This window comes from Xanthomonas fragariae (assembly GCF_017603965.1).
Classification (GTDB): domain Bacteria; phylum Pseudomonadota; class Gammaproteobacteria; order Xanthomonadales; family Xanthomonadaceae; genus Xanthomonas; species Xanthomonas fragariae_A.
The window spans coordinates 2318518-2338890 of record NZ_CP071955.1 but is presented as its reverse complement, the minus strand read 5'-3'; the positions used below and the strand labels follow the sequence as shown (position 1 = coordinate 2338890).

Below are 20373 nucleotides of genomic sequence, written 5' to 3'. Positions count from 1 at the left end.
GGCTTTAATACACGAAGGTAATCGGGCGCGTCCATGTGCCTGGAAAAGGCGGCATCCAGTGTGAGACTCAGCCCACGCTTTAGGGACGGGCTCCCCTTAGGCTACGCTCCCGGCCGCGTGACCGGATGCCCATGCCCACTGAAAGTTGTAACCCCCCAGCCACCCGGTGACATCCAGCACTTCGCCGACGAAATACAGACCGGCTACCAGGCGCGACTCCATGGTCGCACTTGAGACCTGATGGGCATCGATCCCGCCCAGCGTTACTTCAGCGGTACGGTAGCCCTCGGTTCCGCTGGCGATCAGCGGGAAGCCGCCGAGCAGGTCGGCAGCGCTTTGCAATTGCGGTGGATCCAGCTGACGCACTGGCTTATCCGGCAGCCATACATCGCACAGCCGCTGTGCAAACCGCCGCGGCAACACTTCGGCCAGTACATTGCGCAGCTCGGTAGCGCCACGTTGCTGCTTTTGCTCGCGCAACCAGGCCCCGGCATCGTGCCCCGGCAGCAGGTCCAGGCGCAGGTCATCGCCCGGCTGCCAATAGGACGAGATCTGCAGGATCGCCGGGCCACTGACGCCACGGTGGGTAAGTAGCATGAAGTTTCGGAAGCTGACTCCGTTGCACTGCGCCTCGACGGGCAACGCCAGTCCGGCCAGCTCACGGAAGCGTTCCTGATGCTTGCCGCTCAGGGTGAGCGGCACCAGCCCGGCACGCGTCGGCAGCAGGTCATGGCCCAATTGCTTGGCCAGCGTGTAACCGAAGTCGCTGGCGCCCATGCTGGGAATCGAAAGCCCACCGGTGGCAACGATCAGCGACTGCGTCTGCACGCGACCCTGGCTGGTCTCGACGTTGAAGCCGTCGCTGTCGCGCCGCACCGACTGCACCTCGCATTGGGTGCGAATCTCCACGCCGGCCGTCTCGCACTCATCCAGCAGCATGCGCACGATCTGCTTGGACGAGACATCGCAAAACAGCTGGCCCAGTTCTTTCTCGTGATAGGCAATGCCGTGGCGCTCGACCATCTGCACGAAATCCGCCGGGCTGTAGCGCGCCAGAGCGGATTTGCAGAAGTGGCGATTGGCCGAAATGAAATTGCCCGGCGTGGTGCCGGTATTGGTGAAGTTGCAGCGTCCGCCACCGGACATCAGGATCTTCTTGCCGACCCTGTTGGCGTGGTCGATCGCCAACACCTGACGACCGCGCCGGCCGGCAGTGAAGGCGCTCATCAGGCCCGCAGCGCCGGCACCGATGACCAGCACGTCGCAACGCGTGCTCATTCAGCAGGCGCTTGCCGCACCATCGGGGTCAGGGTGACGCTGCCGTGGTCGGCCAGCATCTGAACTTCGCCATCCTGGATGATCACGTCCAAGCGCATGCCGCGCTGGATTAATGCGCCCAATGCTTCGGTGGCCTGCGATTCGAGCTCGATGACGCGCAGATTACGATGCCTGCCGAATGCATTGGCGTGTTTCTTCCACCAAGTTTCGGTGGCTTGGCCGCCGTAGCCGATGACCACTGCCTCGCGTGAACGGTTACAGGCCTTGCGCACGCGGCTTTCATCTGGCTGGCCGAGGTCGATCCACAGATCCGGATCGCCGGTGTAGTCGCGCCGCCACAGGTCTGGCTCGTCGTCGTTGCTGAGGCCACGGCCGAATTCCAGGCGGTCGTCGGCAAACAGCGCAAACGCCAGCAGCCGCACCATCAGGCGCTCGTCGGTTTCGGAAGGGTGTTGGGCCAGGGTTAGCGAATGGTTGGCGTAGTAGCCGCGGTCCATGTCGCTGATCTGAAGTTCCGCCCTGCGGACGGTGGCGGTAAGAGCCATCAGTATGCCGATTGCAAAGGGCGCTCATGATACGCGCCCGCTCCATGATAGTGGTTGGCGACCAGGGTCACCGCGATGTCGGTGCGCGCAGCTGCGCGGAACAGCAATGTCGCGGAGCACTAAAGGACAAGCATCGGCGTCGCTCCAGACCTGTGATCGTGTTTGCTCTATGGCGTATTCACCGATGAGTTGTGACTGGGAAGGAGCCTGACAAGTCATCGGATTTGGCATGACAGTAAAAATTTGACGCCAAGTGTCGCTTTTTGCTGCAAACACGAGTACAGTACATGCACTGTGTTTGCAAGGGTCACCGTGAATCGTGGCCTGATGCAGCCGGATCGTTACAGATCTCGCTTCATCGTTCCGCTTTACCAACGCCTGCAACTCAGTCTCAGCTCCGGCTTTTCGGACGCTGCGATTTATCAATCAATAGTTCAGGAGTTAGTAAAAATGTCAGATGAAAGTCGTCAGAGCGGTGTCGTGAAGTGGTTCAATGATGCCAAGGGCTTCGGTTTTATTACCCCGAATGATCAAAGCCCGGATCTGTTCGTGCATTTCCGTGCCATCCAGGGCACCGGCTTCAAGTCGCTGCAGGAAGGCCAGAAGGTCACCTTCATCGCCGTGCAGGGCCAGAAGGGCATGCAGGCTGATCAGGTGCAGGTGGTAGCTTAATCCGTCTGCAACCGTCAGGTTGCCTAAAACGCCGGTCGCGCAAGTGACCGGCGTTTTTTATTGGGCGTAGTTCGGGGCGAGAGACATGGGATGAAATGCCAGATTCGATCCGCGTCACACACGTCGCGGCATCCGGGCGAAGTGAGCGCGGTAACGACGCGTGGATGGGTAGGATGTTCGTTTTCTGCGTGCAGCTTTCTCATGATCACTGTCCACCATCTCAACAACTCCCGTTCCCAGCGCGTGCTATGGCTGCTGGAGGAACTAGCGCTGCCATACCAGATCGTACGTCATGTACGCGACCCAAAGACCATGCTAGCGCCGCCGGCGCTGCGCGCGATTCATCCGCTCGGAAAATCGCCGGTGATTGTCGATGGCGATCTGACCGTGGCCGAATCCGGCGCGATCCTGGAATACCTGACCGAACGCTACGACACCGAATGCGCGCTGTCGCCATCGCCGCGTCCGCTGGAGTCGCCTGAGCGTTTGCAGTTTCGCTACTGGATGCACTACGCCGAAGGCTCGGCAATGTTGCCGTTGCTGATGACGTTGATCTTGGGGAGCATTCGCAGTGCGCCGATGCCGTTCTTCGCCAAACCCATCGCGCGTGCGATCGTCGACAAGGCGATGTCGGGCTTTGTTGACCCCCAGCTCAAACTGCATCTGGAGTGGATGGAGCAGTCGCTGCAGGCGCGCGAATGGTTCGCCGGCGAACGCTTTACCGCCGCCGACATTCAGATGAGCTTTCCGGTGCAGGCTGCCGCGGCGCGTGGCGGTCGGCTGGAGAAATATCCGCGTTTGCAGGTGTTTCTTGAGCGAATCCAAGCGCGTCCCGCCTACCGGGCTGCGCTGAAGAAGGGTGGTCCGTTCGAGCTGATGGGAAGCAGGCTTGCTGACTGACGATCAACTGCCGCATCAGCCCGGAGGCCGACCATGTCACTGTCGAGGGCGTCCCGTCAGGCTTGCACAGCTAGTCAGTGCGCGCGACATTGCCGAAGGAACTGCACGGTATCGTGCAAAACCGGCGAATGGGCCATCGGCTTTCGCAGCGAAAGAACAAGTCGTATGTGGCCCACGTGGGGATAAAGTTTGAGTAGCCCTGTGCCGTCCGCGCGCTGTAGGGCTGCTTGCAGCGCAATACTGTTCTGGGGCGCCACGACCTTGTCGTCTGCACCGTGGAGCAGCAGCATCGGAGGCTCGTCGCCGTCTACATGGCTGATGGGATCGGCAGCGGCGGCTGTGTCGCTGAATATCTCCATAAGCTCTGGGTCGGTCAATGGTAGGAATGTATACGGACCAGCCAGGCCCACGACGCCGCAAAGCTCGCGTGGTGTCATCCCTTGTTCGTTTAGCCAATGGCTATCGGTGCCCAGCAACACAGCAAGATGCGCGCCTGCCGAGTGACCCATCACCGCAAGTTGCTTCGGATCTCCGCCATAGTCGTATCCATGGCGGTATGCCCATGCGGTAGCGCCAGCGACATCGGACATGAAGCCTTGTAGGCCGACCTGTGGATATTTGCGGTAGTCGGCAACGATCGCGACGATGCCCTGGCGCGCCAGCGAACGTCCTACCCAGCGATAATTGCTGCGCTTGCCACGTTTCCATGTGCCGCCATAGAAGAAGACCACTATTGGCGCATCGCTGGCCCCCCGCGGTTGGTACACATCCAATGAAAGACCGTGAGAAGAGTCGAAAACCTGGTTTGGGCGTTCGATGACTCCGGCGCGGCTAGACGCGGCGTTGATGCCGTTAAAGAATGCGCTGCTGCAGGCAGTCATGGTAAGCGAGCCCATCAACAACAGTGTGAAGCGGAACCAGTCGGAAGGGCAGAGAGGCATATACGGGATCGTTAGGGTGGCGGCAATATCGAGTTCTCCTCAATTTTCTGACATGAAAATAAGGGCGGACTCTTGAGATAGCGACGATTGCGATAGAGACACGAAGCATTGAATTCACCTGCCGTGAGGCGTAAGCGGGCTGGGCGGATGGCCTTTGCGGCGTGCGTCATGTGCGCTGTGTGATTCGTCGGCCATTATCCGCGGCGTCTGCGCTGTTGATGCATTGGGCGATTGCGTAGGGACCTGGCCGTCGTCTTCGTAATCACCTTGAAATACAGCACACATCCTAGGCTTGTAGCTATGATAAAGATGCAATTCGACAATCGCCTGCGCCAGCAACTACCTGGCGATCCGGAACGAGGCGCACGCCGTCGCGAAGTGAGCGCTGCCTGGTCGGCAGTGTTGCCGACGCCGGTGGCCGCGCCGCGTGTGATCGCATATTCGGCTGAAGTGACCCAGCGACTTGGGCTGGACGAAACCGAGATTGCCAGCGTCCAGTTTGCCGAGGTATTCGGTGGCAATGCGCTGTATCCGGGCATGCAGCCCTGGGCGGTCAACTACGGCGGGCACCAATTCGGGCATTGGGCGGGGCAGCTCGGCGACGGGCGGGCGATCTCGTTGGGCGAAGTGCTAGGCGTCGACGGTGGCCGCTACGAATTGCAGCTCAAGGGCGCCGGCCCTACGCCGTACTCGCGCGGTGCCGATGGTCGTGCCGTGTTGCGCTCATCGATCCGCGAATTCCTGTGCAGCGAGGCCATGCATCATCTAGGCGTGCCGACCACGCGTGCGTTGAGTCTGGTGACGACTGGTGATGCAGTGGTGCGCGATATGTTCTATGACGGCCGGCCGCAGCACGAGCGCGGCGCGATCGTGTGCCGGGTGGCGCCGTCGTTCATCCGCTTCGGCAATTTCGAATTGCCCAGTGCGCGCGGCGATATCGCACTGCTACGGCAATGGGTGGATTTCACCATCGCGCGCGATTTCCCCGAACTGCAAGGCGCCGGCCAGGCGCTCTACGCGGCATGGTTTGCGCAGGTCTGCGAGCGCACTGCGGTGATGGTGGCGCACTGGATGCGGGTGGGGTTCGTACATGGTGTGATGAATACCGACAACATGTCGATCCTGGGATTGACCATCGATTACGGCCCCTACGGCTGGCTCGATGATTACGATCCCGACTGGACTCCGAACACCACCGATGCGCAAGGCCGCCGCTATCGCTTCGGCACCCAGCCACAAGTGGCGTACTGGAACCTTGGCCGGCTGGCGCAGGCGCTGGCGCCGCTGTTTTCCGACCAGGCGCCGCTGCGGCAGGCGCTGGATCGGTTTGGCGATACCTACCTGGCCTGTGACCGACGCAATACCGCCGCTAAGCTGGGTCTGGCCGAATGCCGCGATGAGGATCTGAAGTTGATCGATGCGTTGCGCGCGCTGATGCGCGAGGCCGAGATGGACATGACGCTGACATTCCGTGGCCTGATCGACCTGTCGCCCGAACATCCGGACCCTACGCAACTGCGCGATGCGTTCTATGACGAAAACAAGCGCATTGCAGATGCGCCGCAGTTGCAGCAATGGCTGCATCGCTACGCTGCGCGGCTGCTGCAAGATACTTTGTCGCCAGACCAGCGGCGCTCGCGCATGCGCCTGGCCAACCCGCGCTACGTGCTGCGCAATTATCTGGCGCAGCAGGCGATCGATCGTGCCGAACAGGGCGATCCGTCGGGGGTGCAGGAGTTGCTCGAGGTCATGCAATACCCATACGACGACCAGCCAGGCTGCGAGGCGTTTGCTGCACGTCGGCCTGACTGGGCGCGCGATCGTGCCGGCTGCTCAATGCTGTCTTGCAGTTCCTGACGCGCTCAGATGCACGTATGTCGTAAACGCGGCCTCGCCAGTCCGCGCAGCCTAGAATAGGGCGGTCCCCGCCGGCCCTGATGCCACCGCCACCATGACTGACTGCAGCCGCTGTGCCGGCACCAACTCTTCCGGAACCAACCATTGGTCGGACCGGATCCGCGACATCGCCGATTTTCCCAAGCCGGGCATCGTCTTCAAGGACATCACCCCGCTGCTTTCCGACGGCCCGGACTTCGCCTCGGCGCTGGACGAAATGGCCCAGCCCTGGCGCACCACGCCGCTGGATGCTGTGCTGGGCATCGAAGCACGTGGTTTCATTCTGGGTGCGGCCCTGGCGCGCGAACTGCGCACCGGTTTTGTGCCGGTGCGTAAGCCGGGCAAGCTGCCCGGGCGGACGTTGATCCAGGAGTATGAGTTGGAATACGGCACCGACCGCATCGAAATGCACGAAGACGCGCTACCGCACGGTGCCCGCGTGCTGATCGTCGACGACGTGCTGGCGACCGGCGGTACCTTGCGCGCGGCCTTGGGCCTGGCTGCACAGCTGGAGCTGGAAATCGTTGGCGCCGCGGTACTGGTCGAGTTGCAGGCGCTGCAGGGCCGTGAGAAGTGGGCCAACGACGTGCCGCTGCTGGCGACGCTGTCTTGCTGATCCGGACATCTTGCCGACACTTCGATGCGCCCAGTGAGCGCATCCATCGCGTGATGAGCATCAGCGAATAACCGGCAGCCGGCATTGCACCGGCCGCGTCGCTATCTAGAGTTTGTTGACCCGGAACCGGCGTCCCTTGATCTTGCCTGTATGCAGATGCCCCAGCGCCTTGTCCACATGCACGCGCGCGATAGCGACGTAGGAACGAGTGGGGTAGATCGCGATCTTGCCGATCGCCGCACCCGAGAGTCCGGCTTCGCCGGTCAATGCGCCTAGGATGTCGCCGGCGCGCAGCTTGTCGGTCTTGCCGCCGTCGATGCGCAAGGTGGTCATCGCTGCCTGCGGTAGTTGTGCAGGGCGGGCAGTTGCCAATGGAGCACGCGACCAGTTCAACGGCAGGCCTTGTTCGGCCTCCAGTGCCTGCGCGCGCCCAGTCTCGCGCGAGGCCACCAGACTGAGCGCCAACCCGCGCTTGCCGGCGCGCGCGGTGCGGCCAATGCGATGACGGTAGGTTTCGGTGTCGGTGGGCAATTCGTAATTGACCACCGCCGAGAGGTCTTCCACGTCCAGCCCGCGTGCGGCCACATCGCTGGCCACCAGCACGTTGCAGCTGCGGTTGACGAAGCGCACCAGCACTTCGTCGCGATCGCGCTGTTCCATATCGCCATGCAGGGCGAGCGCGGAGAAGCCGAACTCCTGCAGCGAACCAGCCACTTCGTCCACTTCCTTGCGGGTATTGCAGAACACCACGCTGGATTCGGGATTGAAGCGCAGCAGCAGGCCGGCAACGGCTTTCTGCCGATAGGTTGGGTCGACCTCGAAGAATTGCTGATCGATTTCCGGCGCGTTGTCGGCGCCTTCGACGGTGATTTCGATCGGATCCTTCAATATCTCGCGCGCGAGCGTGCGGATGATGTCCGGGAATGTGGCCGAAAACAGCAGGCTCTGGCGATGTTTGTCGCAGCGGCTGGCGATCTCGCGGATCGGCTCTTCGAAGCCCATGTCGAGCATGCGGTCGGCTTCGTCCAGCACCAGGGTACGCACGCCGCCCAGATGCAGCGCGCGCTTGCGGGCTAGCTCCTGGATGCGCCCGGGCGTGCCGACCACTACTTGCGGGTCGTGCGCTTCCAGCGATGCCAGTTGCGGGCCCAGCGGCATGCCGCCTGTGAGCACCACCAACTTCATGTTGGGAATGCCGGTGGCCAGCTTGCGCAACTGCTTGCCGACCTGATCGGCCAATTCGCGGGTAGGGCACAGCACCAGTGCCTGCGCGCGGGTTAGCGCTGGATCGAGCCTTTGCAGCAGGCCCAGCCCGAAGGCGGCGGTCTTGCCGCTGCCGGTGGGCGCCTGGGCGATGACGTCTAGCCCTTGCAGGATCGGCGGCAGGCTCTGCGCCTGGATAGGAGTAAGGACGGTGTAGCCAAGGGCGTCGATGCCGGGGCCCAGGGCCGGCGACAGCGGCAGCGCGGAGAATTCGTTCATGGCGCATTTTAGCGGAATCGCAAGTAGGGAATCGGGAACCGCGAAAGCTAAAGACCAAGGGGGCGGCCGTTTCCATTCCCGATTCACGATTGCCCAATTCCCGTACAATCGGGCAATGCCTTTAATCACTCTGCAAAGCGTCGACTACAGCGTCGGCGGCCCCTTGTTGCTGGAAAAAACCGATCTCGCGATCGAGCCGGGCGAGCGTATCGCCCTCATCGGCCGCAACGGTGCCGGCAAATCGACCTTGATGAAGCTGATCGCTGGCCAGCTCAAGCCCGACGACGGTGAAGTGCGCGTGCAACAGGGCGTGCGCATCGCACGGCTGGAGCAGGAGGTGCCGCAGGGCACCGCTGGCAGCGTGTTCGACGTGGTAGCCGATGGCCTGGGCGAGCTTGGTCATTGGCTGGCCGAGTTTCATCAACTCAGCCATGCCGAGGTGTTCGATGCCGATGCATTCGGCAAGGTACAGGCCAAGATCGATGCGGCAGAAGGCTGGGCGCTGGATCAACGCGTCAGCGAGACGCTGACCAAGCTGGAACTCGATGGCGATGCGGACTTCGCGCGGCTATCGGGCGGCATGAAGCGTCGCGTGCTGCTGGCGCGCTCGCTGGTGTCCTCTCCGGATGTGCTATTGCTGGACGAGCCGACCAACCATCTGGATATCGAAGCGATCGACTGGTTGGAATCGTTCCTGAAGAGCTGGAACGGCAGCGTCTTGTTCGTTACCCATGACCGGCGCTTCCTGCGCGCGTTGGCCACCCGCATCGTCGAAATCGATCGCGGTCAGGTCACCAGCTGGCCGGGCGACTGGGCCAATTACGAGCGTCGCCGCGAAGAGCGGCTCAACGCGCAGGCACAGGAAAATGCGCGCTTGGACAAGCTGCTGGCGCAGGAAGAAATCTGGATCCGCCAAGGCATCAAGGCGCGGCGTACCCGCGACGAGGGGCGGGTGCGGCGTCTGGAATCGATGCGCAACGAACGTGTGCAGCGCCGCGATCTGACCGGCAACGTGCACATGGAAGTCTCGCAGGGCGAGTCGTCCGGCAAGAAGGTGATCGAGGCCAAGGAAGTCGGCTTCGCGTTCGGAGCGCGCACGATGGTCAAGGATTTCTCGACCATCATCCAGCGCGGCGATCGCATCGGCTTGATTGGCCCAAACGGCAGCGGCAAGACCACCTTGCTCAAGCTGTTGCTGGGCGATCTGCAGGCGCAGCAGGGCGAGATCCGCATCGGCACCAATCTGCAGATCGCGTACTTCGACCAGTATCGTTCCACGTTACGCGAGGATTGGAGTGCGATCGAGAACGTGGCCGAAGGCCGCGATTTCATCGAGATCAACGGCAAGCGCAAGCATGTGCATGCGTATCTGCAGGACTTTCTGTTCACCCCGGAGCGCGCACGCGCGCCGATCACGCGCCTGTCCGGCGGCGAGCGCAATCGCCTGCTGTTGGCGCGTTTGTTCGCACAGCCGTCCAACCTGCTGGTGATGGACGAACCGACCAACGATCTGGACGTTGAGACGCTGGAGCTGCTGGAAGAATTGCTCGGCGAATACACCGGCACTTTGTTGTTGGTCAGCCATGATCGTGACTTCCTCGACAACGTGGTGACCTCCACGCTGGTGATGGAAGGCGAGGGCCTGGTCGGCGACTACATTGGCGGTTATAGCGATTCGCTGCGTCAGCGGCGTACGCCAGCGAGCAATGCGATGGCGGTCGCCAAGGCGTCGGCCACTGCAGTTTCGCCCCCACCTGTTGCGGGCGCAGCAGCTGTGGAGACCGCGCCGAAGCGCAAACTCAGCTACAAGGACGCGCGCGAGCTGGAGCAGTTGCCGGCATTGATCGAAACCCTTGAGCAGCAGGTCGCCGCGTTGACTGAGGCCATGAACGATCCGGCGTTTTATCAGCGCGACAGTACGGCGATGGCCGCCCACGCTGCAGCGTTGGGCGATGCGCAAAAGCAGCTGGATGCGGCATACGCGCGCTGGAGCGCATTGGATAGTTGATGGGTTGGCCGGCGCGCGATTGCGTGCCGGTGCTTCGGTATGTGGGATGGCCCACACGCAACGCGATTGCGATGCGGCTGCCACTGACAGATGTGCGGCTGATGGGAAGAAGCGCCCGATACGCGCTGGTAGGCGCCGACGTTCCGCAGCGCGGCGCCTACCGGTTGATCCGACGATTTCTTTCAGTAGCCGCCATCAATTGCAGGCGCTGGCCGGCGCCACGAACGCAGCGAAGATCAGTCCGCGCGCCGCCCAGGCATTGGCTACCTCATCGAGAATATCCAGCAAGGTGTTGCAGTCGTTCGGCGCATTGCTTGCCAACTCTTGGGCACCGTCGATCAATAGCGCATAGCCGTGCGGTGATGGCAGCCACGCCAGGTCGCGCAGGGCATCGCTCAGTGCATCCCAGTTGCGACCGAAGCTGGCGGGAAAATCCAGTTGCGTCGCCAGACGCATCAGCAACATGCGTTTGTCACTGCAGGTGGCAAGATCCACACGCAAGATGCGCAAGCCGGCATCGCGGGCCAGCGCCGCCATGATGTTCAGATCATGTGTGTCGGCCTGATACAGCCCGGATTGCTGCGGATCGGACAGATCCAACGCGAAGTCGCCCATGTTCATGGTGCTTGATCCGGGGTCGGGCCTTCGAAGGATTTAAAGCTCGCGTAGTGATCGTCGCTGTAGTACCAGGCGGCGGGTGGGGCGCCGCCGGTGACGATACGGCGTGCGCCGCGATCGAGGCTGCCAGGCGTGTCGACGGTGTATTCGCGGTAATAGCCGCGCGGGCGCTCGGGTAGGCGATGCTCGCGATTGCCGAATAAGCTGCCGTCCTGCGGATGCGGAAACGGACCGCCGCGCTGGATCAACACGATCGTGGCCATCGCTTCGATGGGCAAAAACGCCGGCAAACGCGGAACCTGATGTGCCGGCGTTATCGCAGCGATCGGCGCGTCGAGTTGTGGCGCGAACTGTGGCTTGGGCGTTTGCATCGCGCGCATGCCGCCTAAGCCGGCGACGAGCAGCACGATCGCAATGATCAGCAGAGGGGGCTTGCGCATGAAGACGATCCGAAAGAATGTGTGCGGCAGAGCAAGTATGCCGATGCGCGACTGTGTGGACTTTGAACGCGGCAGGACGCAGTCACGGTTCACGCTCAAGTAACTGGGGCATAGCGCAAGGTGTGCAGCGAACACGTCACGGCATGCGATGGAATGAAATTTCCCTGCCAATACCCTTGGTAAGCGCCGCCGCCGTCCTTACCATCTACCCCCGCAACGCCCGGTCTTTGCCGGGCGGCAAAGTCCAGGAGACACGCATGGCCTACACCCTTCCGCAGTTGCCCTACGCCTATGACGCGTTGGAGCCGAACATCGATGCGCAGACGATGGAAATCCATCACACCAAGCATCACCAGACTTACATCACCAACGTCAACGCGGCGCTGGAAGGGACCGAGTACGCGGACCTGCCGATCGAAGAGCTGGTATCCAAGCTGAAGAGCCTGCCGGAAAACCTGCAGGGTCCGGTGCGCAACAACGGCGGCGGTCACGCCAATCACTCGCTGTTCTGGACCGTGCTTGCGCCCAACGGTGGTGGCGAGCCCAAGGGTGAAGTCGCCAAGGCGATCGACAAGGACATCGGTGGTTTCGAGAAGTTCAAGGAGACCTTTACCAAGGCTGCCCTCACGCGTTTCGGCTCGGGCTGGGCCTGGTTGAGCGTGACTCCGGACAAGAAGCTGGTGGTGGAAAGCACCGCCAATCAGGACAGCCCGCTGTTCGAAGGCAACACCCCGATCCTGGGCCTGGACGTGTGGGAACATGCCTACTACCTGCAGTATCAGAACCGTCGTCCGGAGTACATCGGCGCGTTCTACAACGTTGTCAATTGGGACGAGGTCGAGCGCCGCTATCACGCTGCAATCGCTTGAGTTTTGTAGTGACGCTGTAACGCAAGAAGGCCGGGAGCGCGATCTCGGCCTTCTTTATTTGTTTGGTCTGCTGTGCAAGAGCGGCCTCGGTCGCGAGGCAATACCAGCGCTGCTGTGCTGCCCGCCGAATGAGGCCAGGCGGAACGCGTTGCCGATGTCGGCGCGGTGATGGCCTTTTCACCTGACCGACGGCGCGCTCAAATCGAGCACTGCGTTTGACCCACAAAGAGCGCTTGCTTACTGAGAGGGAGACAGTAGCTATGCTCACGCAGGGCGCGATCAGAACTTGGCGTCGAACTCGCGGGCGTAGCCGGTGTTGGCGATGACCTTTTGCAGCGCGTCGGTGATCTTGATGTTGCCGGCCACGATCTGCTGCGTTTCCGGCCCCATGTTGTCCATGCGCGGTGGGGTGGCGCCCTTGTAGTCGCAGACGCGGCCACCGGCCTCGCGCACCAGCAAGACACCGGCAGCGATATCCCAGGCTTTGACGCCGGCTTCGAAATAGGCATCGGCGCGGCCACATGCCACATAGGCCAGGTCCAGCGCAGCCGAACCGGTGCGACGCACGTCTTCAGCCTGCACCAGCAGCGCATCGACACACTTCAACTGCGCGCTGGCACGTGCGCGCTCGCGCGGCGGGAAGCCGGTGTGGACCATTGCGCCTTCCAGATCTTTGCGCTCGGCGATGCGGATGCGGCGGTCGTTGAGCACTGCGCCGGCGCCGCGACTAGCAGTGAACAGCTCGTTGCGCAGCGGGTCGAAGATCACCGCGTCGGTGGGCTCCCCGTTTTCCACCAGCGCGATCGACACGCAGTAATGCGGGAAGCCACGCAGATAATTGCTGGTGCCGTCCAACGGATCGATAACCCAGGTGTAGCGACCACTCTTGCCGCCCTGCACGCCGCCTTCTTCGCCGAACACGGCGTACTCGGGGTAACCGCGCTTGAGTTCCTTGATGATGACCTTCTCGGCATCGGCATCGACATCGCTGGCGTAGTCCATGCGGCCTTTCTCCACCACATTGAGTGCGTCGAGCTTGTTGATACCGCGTAACAGCACATTGCCGGCGAGGCGGGCTGCTTTGACCATGACGGTGACGGCGGGTTTCTGCATGGTTAAAGCTCCCGTGAAGGCAGAGTTGGACAATGGCGAAGGTGAAAGAGCGGCACGGCGCGAAAGCCAGTCACGCAGTTTACCATCTACGACCGCACAGCTTCCCACTCTTCATTCATGTCCGTTAGTCAGCGCATCCGTTTTGTTCTTGTCGGTACCCAGCATCCAGGCAACATCGGCGCTGCCGCGCGCGCGATGAAAACGATGGGTGTTTCGCGATTGGTGTTGGTCGCGCCCGAGCGCGCACTCGACGAAGACGCCTTCCGACGCTCCGCTGGCGCCGAAGACGTACTTGGCGATGCGCCGATCTTCGCCACCTTGGCCGAAGCGGTGGCAGATTGCACGTTGGTGATCGGTTGCACTGCGCGCGCGCGCCGGGTGGCATTGGAAGAGTTGCTGCCGGACGAAGGTGCGCAGCGCGCCTTGGCGAAAGCGGGCGAGCCGGCCGAAGTGGCATTGGTATTCGGTCGCGAGCGCACCGGACTGACCAATGACGAGCTGCAGCTGTGCCATGCGGCAGTGCATATCCCTTCCGACCCAAAGTTCAGTTCGCTTAATCTGGCGGCGGCGGTGCAGGTGTTGGCATACGAAGTGCGGCTGGCGCAATTGGCTGCAGGCGAGGCCGAGTCTGCGCCAGCAGCGACCAGCGCTGGCCTGCGCGACGGTCCTGCCAGTCATGCGCAACTGGAAGGCATGTTCGGCCAGTGGGGCGAGACCCTGGACGATATCGATTTCCACAAAGGCCGTGCGCCGGAGTCTGCGATGCGCAAGTTGCGCCGGCTGTTGCTACGTGCCGAAATGACCGAGCAGGAGGTGCGTCTGATTCGCGGCATCCTGTCCGATGCGCAGCGCATGGCCATGCTCGCCAAGCGAAGCGGAAACTGACGTCTGTCACATCCAAGAATTCGGCCAGGCTGTCTGCGGCTCTAAAACGTTCTTGGGCCTCGTACAGGGGCCACGACTAATGCGAGATTGCACCAAAGCGCGCTCCCTGGACGGCATGCGCGCTTGCCTATATCGAACGCGTGTCCAGATTGGTGGGGCGGCATGCAGGCGCGTGCCGACAGCGCGTGTGACAGGCGGCGTTACAGCGACCGCTTGCCCGTGTCGCCAGGGATTTCGCGTACCAGGCGCGGCACCAGATAACCGGACAGGCGTGTGGACAGTTCGGTGTGCAAGGCACGCGCATGCGCATCGCCCACTTCGAAATGCGCCACCCCAGCGACTCGGTCGAGTTGATGCAGGTAGTAGGGCAGCACCCCGGCAGCGAAGCTGCGTTCGCTCAGTGCTGCCAGCGCATCTACGTTGTCGTTGACGCCGCGCAGCAGCACGGCCTGATTGAGCAACTGCGCGCCGGCCTGGCGCAGGGCGTGCATGGCGGCGTCCACCTCGGCATCGAATTCGTTGGCGTGGTTGGCGTGGACCACGAAGGCTACCGGCCATGGCAGGGCGCGTAACCAGGCCAGCAGCCGCGCATCGACGCGCTCGGGCAGTACGATCGGCACCCGGCTATGGATGCGCAGGCGCTTTAGGTGGGGGATGGCGGCCAGCGCATCGGTGAGTTCGGCCAGCTTGGGCGTAGCCAGCGATAGCGGGTCGCCACCTGACAACAGGACTTCGTCGATGCCAGGGTCGGCGGCGATCATAGCGACCGCCTCGTGCCAGCCGTCGCGCGCGGCGGTTTCCTCGGCATAGGGAAAATGGCGGCGGAAGCAGTAGCGGCAGTGCACCGCGCAGCTGCCGGTGGCGATCAGCAGGGCGCGTCCGCGGTATTTCTGGATGACGCCGGCGGCGGTTTTGGCGGCGCTATCGCCTACCGCATCCAGGCCGAAGCCGGGCACCGGCCGCATTTCATCGTCCAGCGGCAGCACCTGGCGCAGCAGTGGGTCGTTGCGGTCGCCGCGGCGCATGCGCGCTACAAACGCACGCGGCACCCGCAGCGGGAACTGGGCAGCGGCGGCGTCGCTAATGCCGGCCGCCAGTGCGTCCAGGCCGAGCAGCTCCAGCAGCTCGCGCGGGTCGCGCACGGCATCGCGCCACTGCTGCTGCCAGCGTGGCTGCTGCAGGGCGGGGGGCGGGGATGGCTGTAAGGCGAGGGGGGCTGCGGTTATCATGTGCGGTCACAAAACCAATGCCCGCCGGTTGCGGCAGGCGCCCCCATTCTAATCCGACCTGCCAGGTCTGTGGCAGGTCGTGGTCTTATCGAGGAGCTGCACCATGGCCACTGTTGGCATGAACGACGTCAAGAACGGCATGAAGATCCTGGTCAATAACGAGCCGGCGGTCATCACCGAGACCGAATACGTCAAGCCGGGCAAGGGCCAGGCCTTCACCCGCATCAAGTACCGCTTCATCAAGTCCGGTCGGGTGGTCGAAATGACCATGAAGGCGACCGACGACGTGGAAGTGGCCGACGTGGTCGACACCGACATGCGCTACCTGTACAGCGATGGCGAGTACTGGCACTTCATGGACCCGGAAACCTTCGAGCAGGTGCAGACCGACAAGGCCGGTATGGGCGGCGCGGACAAGTGGCTGAAGGGCGAAGAAGACTGCATCGTGACGCTATGGAATGGCGCGCCAATCTGGGTGCAGCCGCCGAATTTCGTCGAACTGAAGATCACCGAGACCGATCCGGGCGTGCGCGGCGATACGTCCGGCGGCGGCGGCAAGCCGGCCACGCTGGAAACCGGCGCGGTGGTGCGTGTGCCGCTGTTCGTCAACCAGGACGAAATTATCAAGGTCGACACCCGCTCGGGCGAATACTCGGCACGCGTCAAGTAAGACGATGCACTCGGGACACCGGCAGCAGAAAGCGTTACGCAGTGCCAGTGTCCTGTTGGTGCTGTGCAGTGCGCTGCCGACGTTTGCACGATCAACCACCGCTGCGTGCGATGCACCAAGCATCGCAGCGGTCGCGGCTGCCGATGTATTCGGTGGCGGCGTGAATGTTGCGCCGGTGGATGGCGTGGCGCGTGGGTCCAGTTGTCCGGAAGACGACAGTAACGATGCGTTGACGCTGTTGGTGCGCGAGGGCCGCAACTTGCGTCCGTTGCTCCAGCGCAACCTCAGCCAGTGGCAGCTGCTGAAAAACGACGTGTGCAGCACTGCAACAGGCAGGGTGGTCAGCGAGCACGCCAAGTGGAGCCTGTCCGCCGCAGATTATGCTGGCGCCGGCGCTGTCCATCGTGCTGAGCGCGAACAGCGTCACGATCGCCCATGGACCCAGGAGCGGATTCTACGGCCGAGCAAACACGCCGCGCGCGGCAGGTGGTGCATGCAACGGTAAACGCTACGCGCCTGTTGCAGGCTCCGACGGCTCGTGGTCGTTCGGCAATTAATCCCCAATGGAATCGCTCATGACCAATGTCCCAACCGAAACGTGCGACCTGTTGATCGAGGCCGGCTACGTGGTGCCGATCGAGCCGCATGCAGTGGTGCTCGAAGACCACGCCGTTGCGGTCAGCAAGGGCGTCATCGTCGCGATCCTGCCAATTGCCCAAGCGCGCGTACGGTTTGCGCCGAAGCAGACGGTCTCGCGTCCGGATGCCGCCTTGATGCCTGGTCTGGTCAATGCGCATACGCACAACCCGATGACGCTGTTGCGCGGCATTGCCGACGATTTGCCGCTGATGGTGTGGTTGCAGCAGCACATCTGGCCGGTGGAAGCGGCGGTGATCGGGCCTGAGTTCGTGGCCGACGGCACTACGCTTGCGATCGCTGAAATGCTGCGCGGCGGTACCACCTGCGTCAACGAAAACTACTTCTTCGCCGATGTGCAGGCGGCCGTTTACAAGCAGCATGGTTTCCGTGCGCTGGTTGGTGCGGTGATCATCGATTTCCCCACCGCGTGGGCATCGTCGGACGACGAATACTTCGCACGTGCCGGCGAGCTGCATGATCAATGGCGCGACGATCCGCTGATCAGCACCGCGTTCGCGCCGCATGCGCCTTACACCGTGAACGATGCCAACTTCGAACGTGTGCGCATCCTGGCCGACCAGCTCGACATCCCGGTGCATTTGCACACGCACGAGACAGCGCAGGAAGTGGCCGATTCGGTCAAGCAATACGGGCAGCGCCCACTGGCGCGACTGGATCGGCTGGGTCTGGTCAACGACCGCCTGATCGCGGTGCACATGACCCAGCTTACCGATGCAGAAATCCATCTGTGCGCCGAGCGCGGCGTCAGCGTGGTGCATTGCCCCGAATCCAACCTCAAGCTGGCGTCCGGTTTTTGCCCGGCTTGCGCGCTTCAACGTGCCGGCGTGAATCTGGCGATCGGCACCGACGGCTGCGCCAGCAACAACGACCTGGACATGTTCAGCGAGAACCGCACTGCTGCGATTCTGGCCAAGGCTGTGGCCAACGATGCGACCGCGCTAGATGCGGCCACCACCTTGCGTGCGGCCACGTTGGGCGGTGCGCGCGCGTTGGGCTTCGGCGACAAGATCGGGTCGATCGAAATCGGCAAGCAGGCCGATCTGGTTTGCGTGGATCTGTCCGCATTGGAGACCCAGCCGCTGCATCATGTGTTGTCGCAACTGATCTATTCGGCCGGTCGCCATCAGGTCACCGATGTCTGGATTGCCGGCAAGCCCAAGCTGGTGCAACGCAAGCTGGTCGACATGGACACCGCTGCCCTGGTCGCCAATGCGCGGCAGTGGCGCGAGCGTATCCGCGCCGTCCGCGCCTGATCGCGCGTCATCGAACTACGGAGCCCTATATGAATCCGCCTACCCAATCGACTTCCAGTAACTTCCGCCAGAGCGAGCTGGACAAATTTGCCGCGCTGGCCAATCGCTGGTGGGATGCCGACGGCCCGCAGAAACCGCTGCATGCGCTCAATCCGGTGCGTCTGGACTACGTGTCCGCGCGGTTGCAATTGGCTGGTGCGCGGGTGCTTGACGTCGGCTGCGGCGGGGGTTTACTCAGCGAGTCGATGGCGCGTGTAGGCGCGCAGGTCACCGCGATCGATCTGGCACCGGAACTGGTCAAGGTCGCACGCCTGCACTGCCTGGAATCGGGTGTGCAGGTGGACTATCGCGTGCAGTCGGTGGAAGACCTGGCCATCGAACAGCCGGGCAGTTTCGATGCGGTGACCTGTATGGAGATGCTCGAGCACGTGCCGGACCCGATTGCGATCATCGGTGCCTGTGCCAGCCTGCTCAAGCCGGGCGGGAAGCTGTTCCTGTCCACGCTCAATCGCACCCCGGCTGCATTCGCGCTGGCCGTGGTCGGCGCCGAATACATCGCGCGCTTGCTGCCCAAGGGCACGCATCACTACAAGGATTTCATCAAACCGGCAGAGCTTGCGGCGTGGTTGCGCAGGGCCGAGCTGCGGCTCGAAGACGTCAGCGGCATGCTGTACGAGCCGTGGCGCAACCGCGCGCGCCTGTCGTCGCGGACTGAGGTGAATTATTTGGCCTGTGCGGTCAAGCCGTGACGAGTAGGGATCGGGCAGTGGGGATGCGAGATTGGCAACAGCGAGCGCGTGCTTGATGTGCACCGAACCCCGACTTCCGCATGGCGGCACGCAAGCGTCGAGTGGCGGGGCGGCTGTGAATTTCCCGCGGGCGGTGCTGTTCGATCTGGACGGCACCTTGCTGGACAGTGCGCCGGATATGCTCGCCACCGTCAACGCGATGCTGGATGTGCGTGGGCGTGCGTTGCTTGCATTGGCGCAGTTGCGCTCGGTGGTATCGAAGGGCGCGCGCGCGATGCTGGCGGTGGCGTTTGCCGAACTCGATGCGGACGCACGTGACGCGTTGGTGCCGGAATTTCTGCGTTGTTATGAAGCCTTGATCGGCACGCAGTCGTCCTTGTTCGATGGTGTCGAGGAACTGCTGCTACGTTTGGAGCGTGCCGGTTGTGTGTGGGGCATTGTCACCAACAAGCCAGAATATCTGGCGCGGCTGATCCTGCGGCAGCTAGGCTGGGAACAGCGTTGCACGGTGTTGATCGGCGGCGACACCTTGCCCGAGTGTAAGCCGCATCCACTGCCGTTACTGGCGGCTGCCCAACGCATCGGTGTTGCGCCCGGGCACTGCGTCTACGTTGGCGATGACGAGCGCGACATTCTTGCAGCACGCGCGGCGGCGATGCCATCGGTGGCGGTGTTGTGGGGTTACCGCCTGTACGACGATGAGCCGTCACGCTGGCACGCCGACGTGCTGGTCGAACAACCGCAGGCACTGTGGGACCCCGCAGCATGGTCGCGCAGCTGATTTATTTCGTATTTTTCTGGACCCGCCATGAGCCAATCCAGCGCCCTCGACAGTTTTCTCGACAAGTGGCGAACCCGCTGGCCGGAATGGTCGATTGCCGAGCCTTTCGTTCCCGAATCGCAGCGACGCCCGGCCGCCGCCTGGTTCGCATTGCTGCAGGAATGGGAGGACATAATGAACATCGCCGGCGACTCGTTGCCGGCCGATGCCAAGCTGGCGTGGTGGCAGCAGGAATTGCGCGATTGGTCGAGTCAGCGCTCGCGCCATCCGTTGGGGCGCGTGCTTGAACCAGTGCGTGCGTCGTGGGCGCAATTAGCCGACACCTTGCCGGCAATGCAGGCCGCACGCATGCAGCCGGAATCGCTGCAGCATGCCTTTGATGCATTGAGCGCGTTTACCGACGCTGTGGTTGCAGTGGAAGCGGTGATGTTTGCGCGCATGCAGCCCGGCGACGCCACGGCGGTTGCGGTGCAGTGGCTGGACGCCCGCCAGCGCGTGGCCGGCGAGAGCGCCGCGCCCGGTAGCGTCACGACGGTCGCATGGCGCATGCAGTTGCTGCGCGCCTGGCCGCGCAAACCTGCGTTGGCGCGGCCGCACCGGATGTGGTCGCGGTTGGCGCGGCTGCGCTTGCAGCGCGAACTCAGCGGTAAAGCAACGTATCCACCGCCGGTGCAACAGCTGTGGCATAGCTGGCGTGCGGCCAGCGGCGCGGACTAGGCGCTATCGTCAAACGAGCGCGTCGCCTCCCGGCGCGTTCGGCCGGTTTTG

General features: G+C 62.8%; 21 protein-coding genes. 13 read left to right on the top strand and 8 right to left on the bottom strand.

What is annotated here, in order from left to right; translation table 11 throughout:
• Window positions 1-96: 96 nt before the first annotated feature.
• Both J5I97_RS11030 and J5I97_RS11025 read right to left on the bottom strand, forming a co-directional pair.
• Window positions 97-1278, bottom strand: coding sequence for an NAD(P)/FAD-dependent oxidoreductase (locus tag J5I97_RS11030; protein WP_208586528.1), 1182 nt, complete (start codon window positions 1276-1278; stop codon window positions 97-99).
• Complete coding sequence (locus J5I97_RS11025; RefSeq protein ID WP_208586527.1) at window positions 1275-1823, bottom strand: YaeQ family protein; 549 nt, start codon at window positions 1821-1823, stop codon at window positions 1275-1277. The genes J5I97_RS11030 and J5I97_RS11025 overlap by 4 nt, the downstream gene beginning before the upstream one ends.
• A gap of 450 nt (window positions 1824-2273) precedes the next feature.
• On the opposite strand from J5I97_RS11025, the gene J5I97_RS11020 reads away from it, so the two are divergent.
• Entirely contained in the window at window positions 2274-2495 is a 222-nt protein-coding gene (locus J5I97_RS11020) for a cold-shock protein (RefSeq protein ID WP_208591705.1), read from the top strand.
• 201 nt (window positions 2496-2696) lie between these two features.
• Window positions 2697-3395, top strand: coding sequence for a glutathione S-transferase (locus tag J5I97_RS11015; RefSeq protein WP_208586526.1), 699 nt, complete (start codon window positions 2697-2699; stop codon window positions 3393-3395).
• A 74-nt stretch (window positions 3396-3469) separates the two neighbouring features.
• Here the strand turns inward: J5I97_RS11015 and J5I97_RS11010 are convergent, their stop codons facing one another.
• On the bottom strand, window positions 3470-4336 hold the full coding sequence (locus J5I97_RS11010; protein WP_208586525.1) for an alpha/beta hydrolase: 867 nt from the start codon (window positions 4334-4336) through the stop codon (window positions 3470-3472).
• 300 nt (window positions 4337-4636) lie between these two features.
• Between J5I97_RS11010 and J5I97_RS11005 the strand changes: the two genes are divergently transcribed.
• Complete coding sequence (locus J5I97_RS11005) at window positions 4637-6193, top strand: protein adenylyltransferase SelO (RefSeq protein WP_208586524.1); 1557 nt, start codon at window positions 4637-4639, stop codon at window positions 6191-6193.
• Window positions 6194-6287: 94 nt separating this feature from the next.
• Complete coding sequence (locus J5I97_RS11000; protein ID WP_208586523.1) at window positions 6288-6848, top strand: adenine phosphoribosyltransferase; 561 nt, start codon at window positions 6288-6290, stop codon at window positions 6846-6848.
• Window positions 6849-6953: 105 nt separating this feature from the next.
• Here J5I97_RS11000 and dbpA read toward each other — a convergent pair whose 3' ends face one another.
• On the bottom strand, window positions 6954-8330 hold the full coding sequence (gene dbpA / locus J5I97_RS10995; protein ID WP_208586522.1) for an ATP-dependent RNA helicase DbpA: 1377 nt from the start codon (window positions 8328-8330) through the stop codon (window positions 6954-6956).
• A gap of 115 nt (window positions 8331-8445) precedes the next feature.
• Here dbpA and J5I97_RS10990 point away from each other — a divergent pair, with 115 nt between their 5' ends.
• Complete coding sequence (locus J5I97_RS10990; protein WP_208586521.1) at window positions 8446-10338, top strand: ATP-binding cassette domain-containing protein; 1893 nt, start codon at window positions 8446-8448, stop codon at window positions 10336-10338.
• A gap of 195 nt (window positions 10339-10533) precedes the next feature.
• Here the strand turns inward: J5I97_RS10990 and J5I97_RS10985 are convergent, their stop codons facing one another.
• Complete coding sequence (locus tag J5I97_RS10985) at window positions 10534-10959, bottom strand: barstar family protein (RefSeq protein WP_208586519.1); 426 nt, start codon at window positions 10957-10959, stop codon at window positions 10534-10536.
• Window positions 10956-11396, bottom strand: coding sequence for a ribonuclease domain-containing protein (locus J5I97_RS10980; RefSeq protein ID WP_208586517.1), 441 nt, complete (start codon window positions 11394-11396; stop codon window positions 10956-10958). The genes J5I97_RS10985 and J5I97_RS10980 overlap by 4 nt, the downstream gene beginning before the upstream one ends.
• 257 nt (window positions 11397-11653) lie before the next feature.
• Between J5I97_RS10980 and J5I97_RS10975 the strand changes: the two genes are divergently transcribed.
• Window positions 11654-12265, top strand: coding sequence for a superoxide dismutase (locus J5I97_RS10975; RefSeq protein ID WP_208586515.1), 612 nt, complete (start codon window positions 11654-11656; stop codon window positions 12263-12265).
• Between the two features lie 279 nt (window positions 12266-12544).
• Here J5I97_RS10975 and J5I97_RS10970 read toward each other — a convergent pair whose 3' ends face one another.
• Window positions 12545-13378: an inositol monophosphatase family protein gene (locus J5I97_RS10970; RefSeq protein ID WP_208586513.1), complete on the bottom strand. Its 834-nt coding sequence runs from the start codon at window positions 13376-13378 to the stop codon at window positions 12545-12547.
• 117 nt (window positions 13379-13495) lie between these two features.
• Between J5I97_RS10970 and J5I97_RS10965 the strand changes: the two genes are divergently transcribed.
• Entirely contained in the window at window positions 13496-14263 is a 768-nt protein-coding gene (locus J5I97_RS10965) for an RNA methyltransferase (protein WP_208586512.1), read from the top strand.
• Window positions 14264-14463: 200 nt separating this feature from the next.
• On the opposite strand, the gene epmB is transcribed toward J5I97_RS10965, so the two are convergent.
• Complete coding sequence (epmB, locus tag J5I97_RS10960) at window positions 14464-15492, bottom strand: EF-P beta-lysylation protein EpmB (RefSeq protein WP_208586511.1); 1029 nt, start codon at window positions 15490-15492, stop codon at window positions 14464-14466.
• Between the two features lie 103 nt (window positions 15493-15595).
• Between epmB and efp the strand changes: the two genes are divergently transcribed.
• The 6 genes from efp (at window position 15596) to J5I97_RS10930 (ending at window position 20322) form a co-directional block, all read left to right on the top strand.
• Window positions 15596-16162 carry an elongation factor P gene (efp, locus tag J5I97_RS10955; RefSeq protein WP_208586510.1) on the top strand — a complete coding sequence of 189 codons (567 nt, stop codon included), beginning with the start codon at window positions 15596-15598 and terminating at the stop codon, window positions 16160-16162.
• A 160-nt stretch (window positions 16163-16322) separates the two neighbouring features.
• Window positions 16323-16667 carry a hypothetical protein gene (locus tag J5I97_RS10950; RefSeq protein ID WP_208586509.1) on the top strand — a complete coding sequence of 115 codons (345 nt, stop codon included), beginning with the start codon at window positions 16323-16325 and terminating at the stop codon, window positions 16665-16667.
• A gap of 70 nt (window positions 16668-16737) precedes the next feature.
• The gene (locus J5I97_RS10945; protein ID WP_208586508.1) at window positions 16738-18075 is read left to right on the top strand and encodes a TRZ/ATZ family hydrolase; all 1338 of its coding nucleotides are present in this window, start codon (window positions 16738-16740) and stop codon (window positions 18073-18075) included.
• Window positions 18076-18104: 29 nt separating this feature from the next.
• A complete protein-coding gene (gene ubiG, locus J5I97_RS10940; RefSeq protein ID WP_208586507.1) occupies window positions 18105-18824 on the top strand; it encodes a bifunctional 2-polyprenyl-6-hydroxyphenol methylase/3-demethylubiquinol 3-O-methyltransferase UbiG in 720 nt (239 codons plus the stop codon).
• Between the two features lie 55 nt (window positions 18825-18879).
• Window positions 18880-19605 (top strand): phosphoglycolate phosphatase, encoded by a 726-nt coding sequence (locus tag J5I97_RS10935; RefSeq protein WP_208586506.1) that lies wholly within the window; start codon window positions 18880-18882, stop codon window positions 19603-19605.
• A 27-nt stretch (window positions 19606-19632) separates the two neighbouring features.
• Window positions 19633-20322 carry a phytoene/squalene synthase family protein gene (locus J5I97_RS10930; RefSeq protein WP_208586504.1) on the top strand — a complete coding sequence of 230 codons (690 nt, stop codon included), beginning with the start codon at window positions 19633-19635 and terminating at the stop codon, window positions 20320-20322.
• The last annotated feature ends 51 nt before the right edge of the window (window positions 20323-20373 follow it).